This window comes from uncultured Sphingomonas sp. (assembly GCF_964021865.1).
Taxonomy (GTDB): Bacteria; Pseudomonadota; Alphaproteobacteria; order Sphingomonadales; family Sphingomonadaceae; genus Sphingomonas.
On record NZ_CAXIAM010000013.1, the window covers coordinates 16,265 to 32,542 of the forward strand.

Genomic DNA, 16,278 nt, shown 5'->3' on the forward strand with positions numbered 1-16,278 from the left:
GGCTCAGCCGATCGCGAAATCCACTGCCATCGTGGCATGAAGCGCAGTGGTGTCGAACAGCGGGACCGGTGAATCGGACTGTGCGATTAGCAGCATGATTTCAGTACAGCCGAGGATCACTGCGGTGGCGCCGTTCGCGACCAGACCGGCGATGATCGCCGTATACCGGGCGCGGGAATTGTCGCTCACGATGCCGCGTACCAGTTCCTCGTAGATAATCCGATGAACCTCGGCGCGCTCTTCGATGCCAGGGGTAAGCACCTCGAGGCCGAACCGCTCGGTCAGACGCGCACGATAGAAGGGCTGCTCCATCGTGAACGCGGTGCCAAGCAAACCGACCCGCCGATGCCCCGCCTCGGCAATCGCAGCGCCCGTCGCGTCGGCGATGTGGAGCAACGGCTGCGGTTGCGCCGCCTCGATTGCGTCCGCCACCTGGTGCATCGTGTTGGTGCACAACACGATCGCCTCCGCCCCGGCATCGACCAGCGTCCGCGCCGCCGCCGCCATCCGCTTGCCAAGTGTCGGCCAGTCACCCGCGTGCTGAAGCGCCGCGATCTCTTTGAAATCGACCGACAGCATCAGCAGTGGCGCGGAATGCGCGCCGCCCTTGCGCGCGCGGACACCCTGATTGATCAGCCGGTAATAATGCGCCGAACTCTCCCAGCTCATGCCTCCGATGAGCCCGAGCGTCCGCACTACGCCATCGTCCCCATCAGCAGCTTGGGCAAATCGCCGCTCTCGCCGCGCGCTTCGGCCATAAAGCGGTCCTTGAGCGGCGGGAGGCGATCGACCGCCGAAATGCCGAACCGCCGCACTGCGCTTGCCGCCTTGCCCGGCACCCCGAACAGCCGCGTCAGCGTATCGGTGGCGGCGGCGACCATGAACGTGTCGAGGCTCCGCCAGCGCTCATAGCGCTTGAGCAATTGCGCATCGCCCGCCTCAAGCCCGAGCCGTCGCCCTTCGACCAGCACCTCGACCAGGGCCGCGACATCGCGATAGCCCAGGTTGACCCCCTGCCCTGCGATCGGATGGATGCCGTGCGCCGCATCGCCGACCAGCACCAGCCGCGTGTCGGTCAGCCGCGCCGCATGGTGGAAGCCGAGCGGATAGCTGGCCCGCGGCGCGGCATGCGACAGCGCACCAAGGAACCCGCCCATCCGCTTCTCCGCCTCGGCAAGGAAGCCGCGGTCGCCGAGCTTGAGCATCCCGGCGGCATGATCCCCCGCCACCGTCCAGACGATCGCCGAGCGATGCCCGATCGCGTCATCGGGCAAGGGCAGCAACGCGAACGGCCCGGCCGAATAGAAGATTTCGTACGCGACATTCTCGTGGCTGCGCTCGTGATGAAACGCGCCGATGACCGCGGCATGGTCATATTGCCAGCGTGCGACGTTGATCCCGGCGGCTGCGCGGGTCGGCGATTGCCGTCCCTCGGCAGCGACCAGCAGGTCGGCGGTCACCGTTTCGCCCGACGACAAGGTTGCGCGGACCCCGTTCGCGTCGCGCTCGATCTGCGTCGCGCGGGTCTGCATCCGCACATCGACCCGCTCGGCCGCGACCGCCGCATCGTAGAGCGAGCGACGCAGCAGGCGGTTCTCGTACATCGTGCCCAGCGCGGCATCGTCGGGCGCAGGGATGAAATCGAGCTTGCCCGGCGCCAGCCCGTCGCTGACGCGGATCTGCCGGATCTCGCAGCCCTTGCCGCGCAGCACGTCGCCGACACCGATCGCATCGAGCATCTTGTGGCTTGCGCTCGCCACCGCGGAGGCACGGCCGTCGAATTCCGCGGTCAGCGTCACCGCCGGATCGGCAGGGTCGACGACGATCGACGACAGGCCGTGGCGATCGAGTGCGACCGCAAGCGCGCTGCCGACCAGCCCGCCGCCGAGGATGAGCACATCTGCGCTGGCATCTGCTTTGTCCATGATCCTGCCCTACCGTCACGCGCGCGCGATGCCAACGTCCACCGCCATCTTGACGTACAACGCGCGGGGGCGGAGAATATGGCGGTATTTTCTGACATCGTTGGGGGTTCGGGATGGCAAGCCGTGTCGACGCGCCGTTGTGGCGTGAGACGGTCAAGGCCGGGGCGTTGCGCAGCGGGGCGCTGATCGTCGCCACCGCCTTGTTCGTGTTGACGGTGGCGATGGCGGTGGCGCTGATCACCTATCGTCCCGGCGACGCCTCGCTCAATACTGCCGCCGCGGGCGTGACCGGCAATCTGCTCGGCACCCCCGGCGCGTGGTTCGCCGATCTCGCGCTGACCATCTTCGGCCCGGCGGTGGCGCTGCTGCTGCCGGTGGCGCCGATCGTCGCGCTGCGGCTGTGGCGCGCACAGCCGGCGGGCAATGGCTGGCGGATGCTGCGCAACACCGCGATCGGCGTCGCGCTGATGGCGGTGACGCTGACCTGCGTCGCGCCGGGCGCAGTGCCGGCGCTGCCGTTCGGCTGGGGCGGCGCGGTCGGCTCCGGCGTGGTCGGTGCGATCCGTTCGGGGATCGCGCTGATCGGCAATCCGCAGGTGACGTGGTGGAGCGTGCTCGCGCTCGGGCTGGTCACCGGGATCGCGGGCGCGATCCTGTGGGGACGCAGCCTCGAGATCGATCTGGCGCGGTTCACGCCCTCCCCGCGCCTGCTCCGTCGGCGCGTCCGCGACGGCGCGAGCGAGACCGACGACGAGGTCTTCGACGAGGCGCAGGACGACGAGGACGCGCCGTTTGCGCTCGCACGCAGCCCCGCGCCGCGCGCCGTGGCGCAACCGGACAATCGCCCCGCCCCGGTCATCAGCGATCGCACCATCGCGCCCTCGCTCGCCCCGCCCAAGCCGCAGCAGCGGCTCGACCTGCGCGACACGTTCGTCCTGCCGTCGCTCGACCTGCTCACCCCTGCTCCGGCAAACCAGAGCGGCCCGGTCGACAAGGCCGCGCTGGAGCGCAATGCGCGACTGCTCGAAACCGTGCTCGACGACTTCAAGGTGCAGGGCGCGATCACCGAGGTGCGCCCCGGCCCGGTCGTGACGATGTACGAGCTGGAACCAGCCCCCGGCACCAAGGCGAACCGCGTCATCGCACTCGCCGACGATATCGCGCGCAACATGTCCGCGATCTCGGCGCGCGTTGCGACGATCCCCGGCCGCTCGGTGATCGGCATCGAGCTGCCCAATACCAAGCGCGAGATGGTGTCGCTCCACGAACTCGTCGCCAGCCAGGCGTTCGAGGACCAGAACGCGCAACTTCCCGTCATCCTCGGCAAGAACATCGCCGGCGATCCCGTCATCGCCGATCTCGCGCCGATGCCGCATCTGCTCGTCGCGGGCACCACCGGCTCGGGCAAGTCGGTCGGCCTCAACGGCATGATCCTGTCCCTGCTGTATCGGCTGACCCCGGATCAGTGCCGGATGATCATGATCGATCCGAAGATGCTCGAACTGAGCATGTACGACGATATCCCGCACCTGCTCTCGCCGGTCGTCACCGATCCCGCCAAGGCAGTGCGCGCGCTGAAATGGGCGGTCGAGACGATGGAGGACCGCTACCGCCAGATGTCGTCGGTCGGCGTGCGCAGCCTCGCCAGCTTCAACGACAAGGTCCGCGCGGCGCGGGCCAAGGGCACCCCGCTCGGCCGCCGCGTCCAGACCGGCTATGGCGAGAACGGTCAGCCGATCTACGAGGAGGAGCAGCTCGATTACGACGTGCTGCCGCAGATCGTCGTGATCGTCGACGAGCTGGCCGATCTGATGATGACCGCCGGCAAGGAGGTCGAATTCCTGATCCAGCGGCTCGCGCAAAAGGCACGCGCGGCGGGCATTCACCTCATCATGGCGACGCAACGCCCGTCGGTCGACGTCATCACCGGCGTCATCAAGGCCAATTTGCCGACCCGCATCAGCTTCCACGTCACCAGCAAGATCGATTCGCGCACCATCCTCGGCGAACAGGGCGCGGAGCAGCTGCTCGGGCGCGGTGACATGCTCTATATGCCGGGCGGCAAGGGCATCGTCCGCGTCCACGGCCCATTCGTCAGCGACGACGAGGTACGCGCGGTCACCGACCACTGGCGTGCACAGGGTCAGCCCGACTACATCGAATCGGTCACCGAAGAGCCGGCCGAGAGCTTCGCGCTGGAAGGCGCACCGACCGGCGAGGATTCGGCGGAGGACCAGCAGTATCGCGCCGCGGTCGCGATCGTGTGCGGCAGCCAGAAGGCGTCGACCTCGTGGCTGCAGCGACAGTTGCGGATCGGCTACAATTCGGCGGCGCGCCTCATCGAGCGGATGGAGAAGGAAGGCGTCGTCAGCCGCCCCGACCATGTCGGCCGTCGCGAGGTACTCCGCGATACCGACGGCAATCCCGCCTGACCCGAACCTTTACGCCCCGTCATCCCCGGTTGTCGCGGGGATAACGGAAGCAGGTGCATGATCCGGAAAGGCTTGCCGGACTAACCCAGATGCTCCGCGAAGAACGCCGCCGTGCGCTCGTCCGCCAGCGTCGCCGCGGCATCCGACCGCCGCTTGCCGAACTCGGTGGCGAAACCGTGGTCCTCGCCCGGATAATCGTACAGCGTCACCTTCGGGTGATCGTCGAGCCCGGCATGCATCGCCGCCTGCGTGTCCTTGTCGACGAAGCCGTCATCTCCGGCGATATGGAGCAGCAGCGGCTTGGCGATCGCGTGCTTCTCGCCGAGCAATCCGTCGATGCCGACCGCATAATAGCCGACACTGGCATCTACGTCGGTCCGCGCCGCGGTCATATACGCCAGCCGGCCACCCAGGCAGTAACCGACCGCACCGACCGCCTCGACCCCCTCGCCGCGCGCGAAGCGGATCGTCGCTTCGATATCGCGGATGCCTTGATCCTGATCGAAGGTACCCATCAACGACAGCGCCCGCTGCATCTCGGGTTCGATATCGGGATCCAGCGCGATACCGGGTTCGATCCGCCAGAACAGGTCGGGCGCGATCGCGAGATAGCCCGCCTCGGCCAGCGTATCGCACTTGCGCCGAATGCCGGCGTTGATGCCGAAAATCTCCTGGATCACGACGATCGCCGCCTTCGGCGTTCCCGCGGGCACCGCGCGATAGGCAGGCATCGTGTCATGATCGAGGGTCGGGATCGAAATCGTATCGGTCATCTGCTGCGTCTCCGTGGCAACTCGCATTCATAAACCACGGCCGCCCGCAAAGTGCCACGGCAGCAACGTTGCGATGCGCTACGGTTCGCGGGCATAGATCATGCGTCGCCAGCGCGTTCGGCGGCGCGATCGAGGAGCGCAGCCATGAAGGTCACGATTGAAGTTGATTGCACGCCCGAGGAGGCGCGGCGGATGATGGGCCTGCCCGACCTGACGCCGCTGCACGATCACTTCCTGACCCGGATGCGCGAGACGATGGACGGTCAGGCGGCCTCCCCCGAGCTGATCAACGCGATGTTCCGAAGCTGGGTGCCGGTCGGCGACGCAGGTATGGATTTCTGGCGACAGCTTTTTTCGAGCGGCGGCAAGCCGGCGGCATGACCGATACGATTTTTGCCCTTTCCAGCGGCCGTCCGCCCGCCGCCATCGCCGTCGTGCGGGTGAGCGGCACGCAGGCACGGGCTGCGGGCGAGGCGATCAGCGGCGGTGCCCTCCCTCCGCCCCGTACAGCGGCGCTGCGCCGCTTGCGCGATGCGAAAGGGGAGACGCTCGATCAGGCGTTGGCCCTGTTCTTTCCGGGCCCAACGACGGCGACCGGCGAAGACCTGCTCGAACTCCATCTGCACGGCGGACGAGCGGTCGTTGCCGCGGTCGAGCAGGAATTGGCGCGGCAACCCGGCCTCCGCCTCGCCGAGCCGGGCGAGTTTACCCGCCGTGCGTTGCTGAACGGGCGCCTCGATCTGGCGCAGGCTGAAGGGTTGGCCGACCTGCTGGAGGCTGAGACCGACATGCAGCGTCGGGCCGCGCTGGCGATGGCCGAAGGTGCCTTGAGCCGGTTGGTCACGGACTGGCTGGACAGGTTGAGCATCGTGGCCGCGCGGGTCGAAGCGGAACTCGACTTCGGCGACGAAGACGAGATCGAACAAGCGGCGGGGTTCGACCTCCCTGCCCTCGTCGCGCCGATCCATGCCGAGATGATCGAGATGCTTGCGCGCCCTCCAGTCGAGCTTCTGCGCGACGGCATGGTCGTCGTCCTTGCCGGGCCGCGGAATGCGGGCAAGTCGTCGCTGTTTAACGCATTGCTCGGTCGCGAGGCGGCGATCGTCACCGACATCGCCGGCACGACCCGCGATCTTCTGGAGGCGGCCGTGGTACGCGCGGGCATTCCGTTCCGGCTGGTGGATACCGCCGGGTTGGTCGAGGAAACCGCCGATCCCGTCGAGGCGATCGGCATTGCGCGTGCGCGATCGCTGCTCGATACCGCTGACGTGCTGCTCTGGCTGGGTGAACCCGAGGATGCTCCGAGCAGCGCACTACGGATCGGCGCGCGGATGGACGAGCGTCAGCATGATCCAGCGGCCTTCGATCATCTCGTTTCCATCCACGATGCCAGGTCGATCGAGGCATTATGGTCGGCGCTTTCTGCTCGCGCGAAGATGGCGCTTGGTGACGGGGCGACGATCGTCCCGCATGAACGTCACCGCGCGCTCATCGCTAATGCCTCAGCCAACCTGAAAATGATCGAGGGTGAAGACCTGCTCATCGACGCCGAACACCTTCGCCTTGTGAATGGCGCGCTAGCCGCGATACTGGGCCGCGACGCTACTGAAGCGATGCTGGACGCACTGTTCGGGCGCTTCTGCTTGGGAAAATGAGTGTTCCACGTGAAACAATATGATGTGATCGTTGTCGGCGGGGGTCATGCCGGCACGGAAGCGGCGGCAGCGGCGGCTCGCCGCGGTGCACGCGTTGCCTTCGTGACCCAATCGCTTGCTCAGATCGGAACGATGTCGTGCAATCCGTCAATCGGTGGTTTGGGCAAAGGTCATCTTGTTCGTGAAGTTGACGCCCTCGATGGCGTGATGGCGCGCGCAGCAGACGACGCCGGTATCCACTATCGTATGCTCAACCGCTCGAAAGGGCTCGCCGTTCAGGGGCCCCGCTTGCAAGCCGATCGCCGCCGCTACCGGGTGTCGGTGCAACGTCAGCTTGCGGCCTATCACAACATCGATCTGGTCGAGCGCGAGGCAGTCGATCTCCGTCTTGCGGGAACGCGCGTCACCGGGATCGTCCTACAGGATGGCAGCACGATCGACGCCCCCGCCGTCGTACTAGCCACGGGAACGTTTCTGGGCGGCAAGATCTTCCGGGGCCTCGATCGCGAAGCCGGCGGACGCATCGACGAACGTCCTGCCAATCTGCTGGGCGAGCGATTGCGCGAGCTGAAGCTGGCGATGGGGCGGCTGAAGACCGGCACACCCCCGCGGCTTGATGGCCGCACAATCGACTGGGCAAGCCTCGAACCGCAGCCGTCGGACGACGAGACATGGCGCATGTCGCCGATGACGCGAGCGGCCCTCCTCCCCCAATTGGCCTGCGCCATCACGAGAACATCCGCCGAAACACACGACATCATTCGGGACGGTCTCGAAACCTCACCATTGTACGCCGGCGCGATCGAAGGAGGCGGTCCGCGCTACTGCCCCTCGATCGAGGACAAGGTCCACCGCTTCGGCGACCGCGACGGCCACCAGATCTTTCTAGAACCGGAAGGCCTCGACGATCACCTCGTCTACCCAAACGGGATTTCGACATCGCTATCCGCCGAGGTGCAGGACCGAATGGTACGCTCCGTCGTCGGGTTGGAAGCAGCGCGCATCGTCCAATACGGCTATGCGGTCGAATATGATTACATCGATCCCCGCTCGCTCGATCATCGACTCGAACTGGCTGCGCTTTCCGGTCTGTTCTGCGCCGGGCAGCTCAACGGTACGACCGGTTACGAGGAAGCGGCGGCGCAAGGTGTGATCGCCGGCGCAAATGCCGCAGCGAGCGCGCTAGATCTGCCGCCGGTCATCGTCGATCGTGCGCGAGGCTACATTGGCGTGATGATCGACGATCTGGTGCTTCAGGGTGTTAGCGAGCCCTATCGTATGCTGACCGCCCGCGCCGAATATCGGCTCGCGCTCCGTGCCGATAACGCCGAGACGCGGCTCTCGTCCTGGGCGGACGGGCTCAGCCTGCTCACCCCTGCCCGTCAGGTGCACCTTGAAGCCCGCACGGCCATGCGAGCGTCGGCGCGCAACGACGATATCGAGGACGTTGACGACGACATCGTTCGCGAGGTGGAGGAGGACCGCCGCTATGCCCCGTATCTTCAGCGTCAAAGTGATGAGATCGAGCGTATGCGACGTGATGGTGGCATCGCCATCACGTCCGATCGCGCTACCCTCAATACCGTGCCGGGTCTATCAACGGAGATGATCGAACGGCTTGAGCGCGCCGCGCCGAAGACGCTCGACGAGGCATCGCGGGTGCGCGGGGTCACGCCCGCGGCCGTCGCGGCACTGTGGCTTCACTCGAGGCGCAAGGCATGACCGAGGAAGAAGCCCGTTCGTGGTGCGACGCGCGCTTCGGAGCAGACGCGACGCAACGGCTTGATGCCTTCCGGATCATGGTCCTCGAAGAGAACGATCGGCAAAATCTGATCTCACCGGCGTCGAAGGACGCGATCTGGAGCCGTCACATCGTCGACTCGGCGCAGCTGGTTGATCACTGTCCCGATCAAGCGAGTACATGGTTCGACATCGGGTCGGGTCCGGGCTTCCCGGGAATGATTGTCGCGCTAGTGACTGGCCTTGAGGTGACGCTCGTCGAGCCACGCGGGCGGCGAATTGAATTCCTCCACGCTGTAGCAAACGCGCTCAGCGTATCGAACGTGACGATCGAGAAAGCCAAGGCTGAGGCGGTGAGCGGGCGCGCTGATATTATCAGCGCCCGTGCGGTCGCGAGTATCCCGAACCTCGTCGCCATGACGAGCCACCTGCGTCATGCGAAGACAAGAATGATCCTTCCGCGCGGGCAGAATGGTGATAGTGAGGTTGCCGCGCTGCCAGCCAAATGGCGCGCAATGTTTCACGTGGAACAAAGCGTCACTGATCCCGCCTCGGCGATCGTGATCGCCGATGGAGTGAAAGCCTGATGTTCTGCATCGCGGTGGCCAACCAAAAAGGTGGCGTTGGCAAGACCACTAGCGCGATCAATCTTGCGACGGCATTGGCCGCATCGGGTCATCGCGTTCTGCTGGTTGACCTCGATCCGCAAGGGAACGCTTCGACCGGCTTGGGCATCAGCCAGGCACAACGGCAGCGATCCAGCTATGACGTACTGATCGATAGCGACGGCGTAGCCGAAGCGGCTGTGGCGACCGACATCCCGCTACTCGACGTTCTCCCCGCCACTGTTGACCTGTCGGGCGCAGAGATCGAGCTGGTTGAATTCGAACAGCGAACGCATCGGCTGCGGCGGGCGTTCGAGGTTGCGACCCGCTCGTGGGACATCGTCCTGATCGACTGTCCGCCGTCACTCGGGCTGCTGACAATCAACGCGATGGTTGCGGCCGATGCCTTGTTCGTCCCGCTGCAGTGTGAGTTCTTCGCACTTGAGGGACTGAGCCAGTTGCTCAACACCGTCGAGCGGATACGCTCTCGGTTCAATCCGGCCCTGACGATCCTCGGCGTCGCGCTGACGATGTTCGATCGTCGCAATCGCCTGACCGAGCAGGTGTCGAACGACGTACGTGCGGTGCTCGGCAACGTCGTGTTCGATACGGTCATCCCACGGAACGTCCGACTGTCCGAGGCACCCAGCCACGGGCTGCCAGCGCTGATCTACGATCACAAGTGCAGCGGGTCCGAAGCCTATATCGCGTTGGCGCGCGAGCTGATCCGGCGTTTGCCGCAAATGGAGAATGAAGCAGCGTGAGTGATTTCGCTTCCCGTCGTGCCAAGGGTGGCCTCGGTCGTGGCCTCAACGCACTGCTCGGTGACGTCGCGCAGGACGAGCGTGAGGCGGGCGAGAAGGGCCCGGCGCGCGGCGCGGTGCGGATGATCCCGGTGTCGGCGATTGCGCCGCATCCCGAACAGCCGCGCCGGCACTTCGACGAAGCCGCGCTCGACGAGCTTGCTGCGTCGATCGCGCAGCGCGGGATCATCCAACCGATCATCGTCCGGCCGCATGGCCATGATTTCCAGATCGTCGCCGGCGAGCGGCGCTGGCGGGCCGCGCAGCGCGCGCGCCTCCACGAGGTCCCGGTGGTCGTCCGCGACTATTCGGACAGCGAGACGCTGCAGATCGCGCTGCTCGAGAATATCCAGCGGCAGGATCTCAACGCGATCGAAGAAGCGCGCGCCTATCAGCGGCTGCTCGACGAGTTCGGCCATACGCAGGAAGAGCTGGCGCGCGCGGTCCACAAGTCACGCAGCCACGTCGCCAACCTGCTTCGTCTGCTCGATCTGCCCCCCGAGGTGCAGGCGCAGGTCGTCGGTGGCAAGCTGGCGATGGGGCATGCGCGCGCGCTGGTCGGGGCGGCCGATCCGGCAGCGCTGGCCGAGCAGGTGCTGGCGCAAGGTCTATCCGTGCGTCAGACCGAGAAGCTCGCCAGCCAGGATAAACACGGTGCCCCCACCTCGCGTGGAGGCTCACCTGGTGCAGCAAAGCCGTCGGCGGGCGGCGGCGGAAGCGCCGATATCGAGGCACTGGAACGGCAACTCGCCGATCTGCTCGGGCTCCACGTCACGATCGCCTTCAACGACGATGGTCGTGGCTCGATCACGCTCGACTACAGTTCGCTGGAACAGCTCGACATGGTCTGCCAGCGGCTCAGCGGCGAGCGGATCTAACGCGCCGATCGCGCCAGCCGCAGCAGGAAGGTATCGGCGACCACCCGCCCCGCCGGGCCGGCGGCGATCACCTCGCGTTCGACCCGCCGCGCGGCCTGTTGTGCGGCGGCCAGCGCGGGCAGCGTCCACCGGCGAAGCGCCGCGCCTGTCGCCGCCTCTTCGCGCCAGAACACGCGGTGACGCTTCATCACCTGCTCCGCCCCCTCGCCCGCGTCGACCGCCGCGCGCATCTCCGCCAGCATGACGAGCCGGCGGCCGAGCGCGCGAAGGATCGGGATCGGGGAGGCATCCGGGCCGTTCATCCGCCGCAAGCCCTCGATCAACGGCGCTACCTGCCCGGCCGTCACCGCCAGGACCACGTCGCCGATCTCGCCCTCTGCGATGTCGGCACCGATCGCCTCCAGCGCCGCATCATCCGCATCGACCGGGCGATCGGGCGCCGCATCGAGATACAGTGCGAGCTTCTCGACCTCGCGCATCATCACCGCGCGGTCGCCGTCGCTGCCACGAACGATCCGCTGCACCGCCGCCGGCGAGAGCCGCAGCCCGGCACCGCGCGCCAGATCGGCGACGATCGTCGCCGCGTCGCGCGCGCCCGGCGGGTAGCAGGCGAACGCCAGGGCACGATCCGAATCGATCGCCGCCTTCACCAACTTGCCGGTCGCCTTCACCGTCGGTGCCAGTACGATCGCCGGGTTGCCGGCGCGCTCGGCCGACAGCAGCGCCGCCACCGCCTCCAGCGCTTCCTCGCCAGCGCCCGTCACCCGCACGTAACGCGCACCACCGAACAGCGACAAGGCGGCGGCCTCGTCCGCCAGCCGCGCCGGATCGCCGCGCAGCCCCGGGCCATCCAGGTCGACGCGCTCCGCCCCGTCGCCCATGCCCTTTGCGAGCCGTGCGACATACGCCTGCGCCACCGCTTCGTCCGGGCCGTGGAGAAGGTAGAGCCGGATGTCGGCCGGCGGCCGGTCGAGCGCCGCGGTCAGCCGCGCCTCGGTCGCCTTCATGATTTGGGCGGCTGGGTCCGCCGCGCATAGAGCGCCAGCCGCGCGACGATCTGGTCGGCGATCGTTTCCGACAGCCGCTCCAGCGCGGTGCTTTCCGCCGCGATCGTCGCATATTCGGAGCCGACGACGTCGATCCCCGCATCCGAGCCCGCAGTGGCGTCGAGCACCACCGATCCGCTCGCGGCATCGATCAACTGATAGCGCGCGCGCAGCGTCCGCCGCTCCCGCGCGACTGAGTCGTCGCTCCGCGCACCCAGGCCGACGATCTTGTCGTCGAGCCGCACGTTAAGCCGATACCGCGCCGCACCGCCACCGATCGCCTTTAGCCGCTCGTTCAGCGCGCCGCCGACCAGCCAGCCGGCCTTGCCGTCGATCGGCATCACCTCGACCTCGCCGAGCGTCGCCGCAATCGGCCCCGCCCCGCCGCCGGTATACAGCGGGGTCAGCCCGCAGCCCGCGAGCGGCACCGCCGCCAGCAGCGCGACGATCAGGCGCGCACGCCCGCTCACGCGACGAGGTTCACGAGCCGGTCGGGCACCACGATCACCTTGCGCGGGGTCTTGCCCTCCAGTGCGCGCAGCACCTTCTCCGAGGCCAGCGCCGCCGCCTCGGCATCCTCCTTCGCCAACCCCTTGGGCAGCGTCAGCGTATCGCGCAGCTTGCCGTTGATCTGCACCGCGATCGTCACCTCATCCTCGATCAGCAGCGCTGCGTCGACCGCGGGCCACGCGGCGTCGGCGATCAGCCCGCCGTCGCCATGCGCCGCCCATGCCTCCTCAGCGATATGCGGCGCCATCGGTGCGACCAGCCGCATCAGCGTCGCGACCGCCGTGTCGCGCGACGCGGAAGGCGCGGCTTTCTCGATCGCCGCAACCAGTTCGTAGAGCTTGGCGACCGCCTTGTTGAACGAGAGCGCCTCGATCGCGGCGGCGACATCGGCGATCGTGCGATGCAGCTTGCGGTCAAGCGCACCGTCGCTGCCCGCGCCCGCCTTCTCGCTCTCGAACAATCGCCACAGCCGCTGAACGAAGCGCCACGCGCCCTCGATGCCGTTCTCACTCCACTCCAGATCGCGCTCGGGCGGCGAGTCGGAGAGCATGAACCAGCGTACCGCGTCCGCGCCATATTGGTCGACGATCGGCTCGGGATCGATCGTGTTCTTCTTGGACTTGGACATCTTCTCGACGCGACCGCGGATGATCGGGATCGCCCCGCCCTCCTCGGTCTGGAAGAACAACCCCCCGCCCTCGCCGACGCTAAGATCGGCGGGCGACACCCATAACGCGCCCGGCGGCCCGTCATGGTCGGGAATATCGAGCTTGTACGTCTCGTGCGTCACCATCCCCTGCGTGAACAGCCCGGTGAACGGCTCGGCGAGATCGATCAGTCCGACATGGCGCAGCGCGCGCGTCCAGAAGCGCGCGTAGAGCAGGTGCAGGATCGCATGTTCGACCCCGCCGATATACTGCCCGACCGGCAGCCAGCTTTCCGCGACCGCACGATCGAACGGCCGGTCGTCGGGCTGGCTGGCGAAGCGGATGAAATACCACGACGAGTCCGCGAACGTGTCGAGCGTGTCGGTATCGCGCAGCGCATCCGCGCCGCATTGCGGGCAGGCGACATGCTTCCACGTTGGGTGCCGATCGAGCGGGTTGCCCGGCACGTCGAAGGTCACGTCCTCGGGCAGCGTGACCGGCAGTTGCGCGCGCGGCACCGGCACTTCGCCGCACGTCGCGCAATGGATCACCGGGATCGGCGTGCCCCAATAACGCTGGCGACTGACGCCCCAGTCGCGCAGGCGGTACACGGTCGAGCCCTGCCCCCAGCCGCCCGCCTCGGCGCGCGCGATCACCTCGCGCTTGGCGGTGTCGATGTCGAGCCCGTCGAGGAACTGCGAATTCACCAGCCGCCCGGAGCCGCTATACGCCGCATCCTCGTCGAACACGGGATCGGTCTTGTCGCCCTCGGCGACCACGCGGCGGATCGGCAGCGCATATTTGGTGGCAAAGTCGAAGTCGCGCTGGTCGTGCGCCGGCACGCCGAACACCGCGCCGGTGCCATAGTCCATGAGCACGAAATTGGCGATATAGACCGGCAGCTCCCCCGCGCCGAACGGATGCGCGGCGGTCAGTCCGGTGTCGTACCCGAGCTTTTCCTGCGTCTCCAGTTCGGCGGCGGTGGTCCCGCCCTGCTTGCAGCGCGCGACGAACGCCGCGGCATCCGCGTCGCGCGCCGCCAGCGCCTGCGCGATCGGGTGATCGGCGGCGACCGCGACGAAACTGGCGCCGAACATCGTATCGGGGCGCGTGGTGAACACCTCGACCGCGCCGCCGTCCGACAGCGCGAAGCGGAATTGCAGTCCCTGGCTCTTGCCGATCCAGTTTTCCTGCATCAGCCGGACCTTGTCGGGCCATTGGTCGAGCGACCCCAGCCCCTCGATCAGCTCGTCAGCGAACTGCGTGATCTTCAGGAACCACTGGCTCAGCTTGCGCTTCTCGACCAGCGCTCCCGAACGCCAGCCACGCCCGTCGATCACCTGCTCGTTGGCGAGCACGGTCATGTCGACCGGATCCCAGTTGACCGCCGATTCCTTGCGATAGACCAACCCGGCCGTGTAGAAATCGAGGAACAGCGCCTGTTCGTGCCCGTAATAATCGGGCTCGCACGTCGCCAGCTCGCGCGTCCAGTCGAGCGCGAAGCCCAGCCGCTTCAGCTGCGCCTTCATCGTCGCGATATTGGCGCGCGTCCAGTTGCCCGGATGCACGCCCTTTTCCATCGCGGCATTTTCGGCGGGCATCCCGAACGCGTCCCACCCCATCGGGTGGAGCACTTCATGCCCGGTCATCCGCCGATAGCGCGCCAGCACGTCGCCCATCGTATAGTTGCGGACGTGCCCCATATGGATCTTCCCCGAGGGATAGGGGAACATCTCCAGCACGTAGCTTTTCGGCTTGGGGCTGTCGTCACGCGCGGCGAAGGTGGTGCGTTCGTCCCAGACGCGCTGCCAGTGCGCGTCGGCCTTCAGGGCATTGAAGCGGGTGGTCATTGCGGTCGTCGTCGCCTCAGCCGGTCACCGCGCCGCGGCGCAGGTCGCGCGCCCGCGTCAGGATGATGTCTTCCAGCTTCTGCGTCGTCGCCGCCTCGACCGGCGACGCCACCCACTGCCCGCCGCGGTTCACCTCGCGCAGCGCCGCGACGCGCACCGCATCGGCGCGCAGGTCCTGATCGAGAATCGAGACGGTCACCTTCATCCGCTCGGTCGGGCTCTGCGGATTGACGTACCAGTCGGTGACGATCACGCCGCCGTTGGAATCGGTTTGGAGCAGCGGCATGAAGCTGAGCGTGTCGAGCGTCGCGCGCCACAGATAGCTGTTGACGCCGATCGTCGTGACCTTCGACGCGGCGAGGTCGCCGGCCGGCTTGCCGCCGCGTCCGCCGCACGCCGACAGCGTCAACGACAGGGCAACAGCGGCCGACAGGCCAGCCGCAAGGCGCAAGGGGCGGAACATCGGCATCGTCCTTACAGGGAATTCGGGTAATCCTGCCCGCTCTACCCGCACCATCTGCGCCCGGCAAGCACGCCTCATTGTGGACATGATGCAACAGGTGCACGACAAACCGCAGGGCCGGTAATGGACTCGGGACGGATTCCTGTTAGGTCCGCTCCAATGGTCGGACAGATTCGTCCGGCAAAAAGGGGTGGATACGATCGTGGCCGCACGGCGCCGCATCGCTGCAATCATCGGGGGGGGGCTGCTGGCCGCCGCCGTTGCAGCCGTGCCCGCGCTCAGCGCTGCCGATTCGGTCCAGCGGCCGGCGCGCAAGCTGATGTCGGCCCCGCGCATCGCCGGTTCGTTCACGCCTTCCGCGGCCGATCCCAAGCTCGCGGCGCTCTTTGCACGCGGCGGGCTCGACGCCAGCGGCTTCCGCTTCACCCCGTCTGAATCGCGGATCGGCAACCGGGCGGTCACCGTGGCGGTACGGGCGCGCTCGAGCACGACCGCGCGGGACAATGCGCGCTACGCCTCGGCCACCCCCACCACCGTCGGGCTCGCGCCGATCGCCTATAATCTGGGCGTATCGGTCGGCTGGAAGCGGTTTGCGATCTCGGGTGACGTCGCCAAGGTCGATCTGGCCGGCATCCCGGGCAGCCGCGAAGCGGCCGACGTCGCACTCAGCTATTCGGGCGCCAAGTGGAGCGGCCGCGTCGGCGCCACCGCCGATCGCCCGTTGCCCGGCACCGCGCGGGGGCTTTCCGAGCCAAACAGCTATTCGATCGATGTCGGCGGCAGCTATTCGCTCACCCGCAATCTCGATCTGACCGCCGGCATGCGGCTGAAGACCGATCGCGAACGCCTGACCCGCGTCGACGACGACCGGCGCGACAGTCAGGCGATCTACGTAGGCACCGCCTTCCGCTTCTGAGCCAACGGCGGCTTGTGACATTCCCGACGCGCTTC

At 67.2% G+C, this 16,278-nt stretch carries 15 protein-coding genes; 8 read left to right on the plus strand and 7 right to left on the minus strand.

All coding sequences use genetic code 11. The features are described from left to right. Nucleotides 1-3: 3 nt before the first annotated feature. Complete coding sequence (locus tag AADI75_RS05340; RefSeq protein ID WP_341208008.1) at nt 4-696, minus strand: aspartate/glutamate racemase family protein; 693 nt, start codon at nt 694-696, stop codon at nt 4-6. After that, a complete protein-coding gene (locus AADI75_RS05345; protein WP_341208009.1) occupies nt 696-1,925 on the minus strand; it encodes a UbiH/UbiF/VisC/COQ6 family ubiquinone biosynthesis hydroxylase in 1,230 nt (409 codons plus the stop codon). The genes AADI75_RS05340 and AADI75_RS05345 overlap by 1 nt, the downstream gene beginning before the upstream one ends. 113 nt (nt 1,926-2,038) lie before the next feature. Here AADI75_RS05345 and AADI75_RS05350 point away from each other — a divergent pair, with 113 nt between their 5' ends. Next, nucleotides 2,039-4,357, plus strand: coding sequence for a DNA translocase FtsK 4TM domain-containing protein (locus tag AADI75_RS05350; protein ID WP_341208010.1), 2,319 nt, complete (start codon nt 2,039-2,041; stop codon nt 4,355-4,357). A gap of 80 nt (nt 4,358-4,437) precedes the next feature. Here the strand turns inward: AADI75_RS05350 and AADI75_RS05355 are convergent, their stop codons facing one another. Continuing rightward, nucleotides 4,438-5,130, minus strand: a complete 693-nt coding sequence (locus AADI75_RS05355; RefSeq protein WP_341208011.1) for a dienelactone hydrolase family protein — start codon at nt 5,128-5,130, stop codon at nt 4,438-4,440. Nucleotides 5,131-5,274: 144 nt separating this feature from the next. Between AADI75_RS05355 and AADI75_RS05360 the strand changes: the two genes are divergently transcribed. From AADI75_RS05360 to AADI75_RS05385, 6 genes are read left to right on the plus strand one after another with little or no spacing between them, the layout of a single operon-like run. Continuing rightward, nucleotides 5,275-5,511 carry a DUF6489 family protein gene (locus AADI75_RS05360; protein WP_341208012.1) on the plus strand — a complete coding sequence of 79 codons (237 nt, stop codon included), beginning with the start codon at nt 5,275-5,277 and terminating at the stop codon, nt 5,509-5,511. Continuing rightward, on the plus strand, nt 5,508-6,785 hold the full coding sequence (gene mnmE / locus AADI75_RS05365) for a tRNA uridine-5-carboxymethylaminomethyl(34) synthesis GTPase MnmE (RefSeq protein WP_341208013.1): 1,278 nt from the start codon (nt 5,508-5,510) through the stop codon (nt 6,783-6,785). The genes AADI75_RS05360 and mnmE overlap by 4 nt, the downstream gene beginning before the upstream one ends. Nucleotides 6,786-6,794: 9 nt before the next feature. Continuing rightward, the gene (gene mnmG / locus AADI75_RS05370) at nt 6,795-8,507 is read left to right on the plus strand and encodes a tRNA uridine-5-carboxymethylaminomethyl(34) synthesis enzyme MnmG (protein ID WP_341208014.1); all 1,713 of its coding nucleotides are present in this window, start codon (nt 6,795-6,797) and stop codon (nt 8,505-8,507) included. Then, entirely contained in the window at nt 8,504-9,112 is a 609-nt protein-coding gene (gene rsmG / locus AADI75_RS05375) for a 16S rRNA (guanine(527)-N(7))-methyltransferase RsmG (RefSeq protein ID WP_341208015.1), read from the plus strand. Before mnmG ends, rsmG begins: the two co-directional genes overlap by 4 nt. Next, complete coding sequence (locus tag AADI75_RS05380) at nt 9,112-9,894, plus strand: ParA family protein (RefSeq protein ID WP_341208016.1); 783 nt, start codon at nt 9,112-9,114, stop codon at nt 9,892-9,894. The genes rsmG and AADI75_RS05380 overlap by 1 nt, the downstream gene beginning before the upstream one ends. After that, entirely contained in the window at nt 9,891-10,811 is a 921-nt protein-coding gene (locus AADI75_RS05385) for a ParB/RepB/Spo0J family partition protein (RefSeq protein ID WP_341208017.1), read from the plus strand. Before AADI75_RS05380 ends, AADI75_RS05385 begins: the two co-directional genes overlap by 4 nt. Here the strand turns inward: AADI75_RS05385 and AADI75_RS05390 are convergent. Genes AADI75_RS05390 through AADI75_RS05405 form a run of 4 tightly spaced genes read right to left on the minus strand, consistent with a single transcriptional unit; the run spans nt 10,808 to nt 15,327 of the window. Beyond that, nucleotides 10,808-11,818, minus strand: a complete 1,011-nt coding sequence (locus AADI75_RS05390; protein ID WP_341208018.1) for a DNA polymerase III subunit delta — start codon at nt 11,816-11,818, stop codon at nt 10,808-10,810. The genes AADI75_RS05385 and AADI75_RS05390 overlap by 4 nt on opposite strands. Next, complete coding sequence (gene lptE, locus AADI75_RS05395; RefSeq protein WP_341208019.1) at nt 11,815-12,327, minus strand: LPS assembly lipoprotein LptE; 513 nt, start codon at nt 12,325-12,327, stop codon at nt 11,815-11,817. Before lptE ends, AADI75_RS05390 begins: the two co-directional genes overlap by 4 nt. After that, nucleotides 12,324-14,864 carry a leucine--tRNA ligase gene (leuS, locus tag AADI75_RS05400; RefSeq protein ID WP_341208020.1) on the minus strand — a complete coding sequence of 847 codons (2,541 nt, stop codon included), beginning with the start codon at nt 14,862-14,864 and terminating at the stop codon, nt 12,324-12,326. The genes lptE and leuS overlap by 4 nt, the downstream gene beginning before the upstream one ends. Before the next feature lie 16 nt (nt 14,865-14,880). Next, nucleotides 14,881-15,327, minus strand: a complete 447-nt coding sequence (locus AADI75_RS05405; RefSeq protein WP_341208021.1) for a DUF3576 domain-containing protein — start codon at nt 15,325-15,327, stop codon at nt 14,881-14,883. A gap of 202 nt (nt 15,328-15,529) precedes the next feature. Between AADI75_RS05405 and AADI75_RS05410 the strand changes: the two genes are divergently transcribed. Further along, entirely contained in the window at nt 15,530-16,243 is a 714-nt protein-coding gene (locus AADI75_RS05410; RefSeq protein WP_341208022.1) for a hypothetical protein, read from the plus strand. Nucleotides 16,244-16,278 lie beyond the last annotated feature (35 nt).

Bases quoted from the DNA above. Each gene is read 5' to 3' on its own strand.
- AADI75_RS05345 (WP_341208009.1), bottom strand. From the start codon at position 1,925: ATGGACAAAGCAGATGCCAGCGCAGATGTGCTCATCCTCGGCGGCGGG.
- AADI75_RS05350 (WP_341208010.1), top strand. From the start codon at position 2,039: ATGGCAAGCCGTGTCGACGCGCCGTTGTGGCGTGAGACGGTCAAGGCC.
- AADI75_RS05355 (WP_341208011.1), bottom strand. From the start codon at position 5,130: ATGACCGATACGATTTCGATCCCGACCCTCGATCATGACACGATGCCT.
- AADI75_RS05360 (WP_341208012.1), top strand. From the start codon at position 5,275: ATGAAGGTCACGATTGAAGTTGATTGCACGCCCGAGGAGGCGCGGCGG.
- mnmE (WP_341208013.1), top strand. From the start codon at position 5,508: ATGACCGATACGATTTTTGCCCTTTCCAGCGGCCGTCCGCCCGCCGCC.
- rsmG (WP_341208015.1), top strand. From the start codon at position 8,504: ATGACCGAGGAAGAAGCCCGTTCGTGGTGCGACGCGCGCTTCGGAGCA.
- AADI75_RS05380 (WP_341208016.1), top strand. From the start codon at position 9,112: ATGTTCTGCATCGCGGTGGCCAACCAAAAAGGTGGCGTTGGCAAGACC.
- AADI75_RS05390 (WP_341208018.1), bottom strand. From the start codon at position 11,818: ATGAAGGCGACCGAGGCGCGGCTGACCGCGGCGCTCGACCGGCCGCCG.
- leuS (WP_341208020.1), bottom strand. From the start codon at position 14,864: ATGACCACCCGCTTCAATGCCCTGAAGGCCGACGCGCACTGGCAGCGC.
- AADI75_RS05405 (WP_341208021.1), bottom strand. From the start codon at position 15,327: ATGTTCCGCCCCTTGCGCCTTGCGGCTGGCCTGTCGGCCGCTGTTGCC.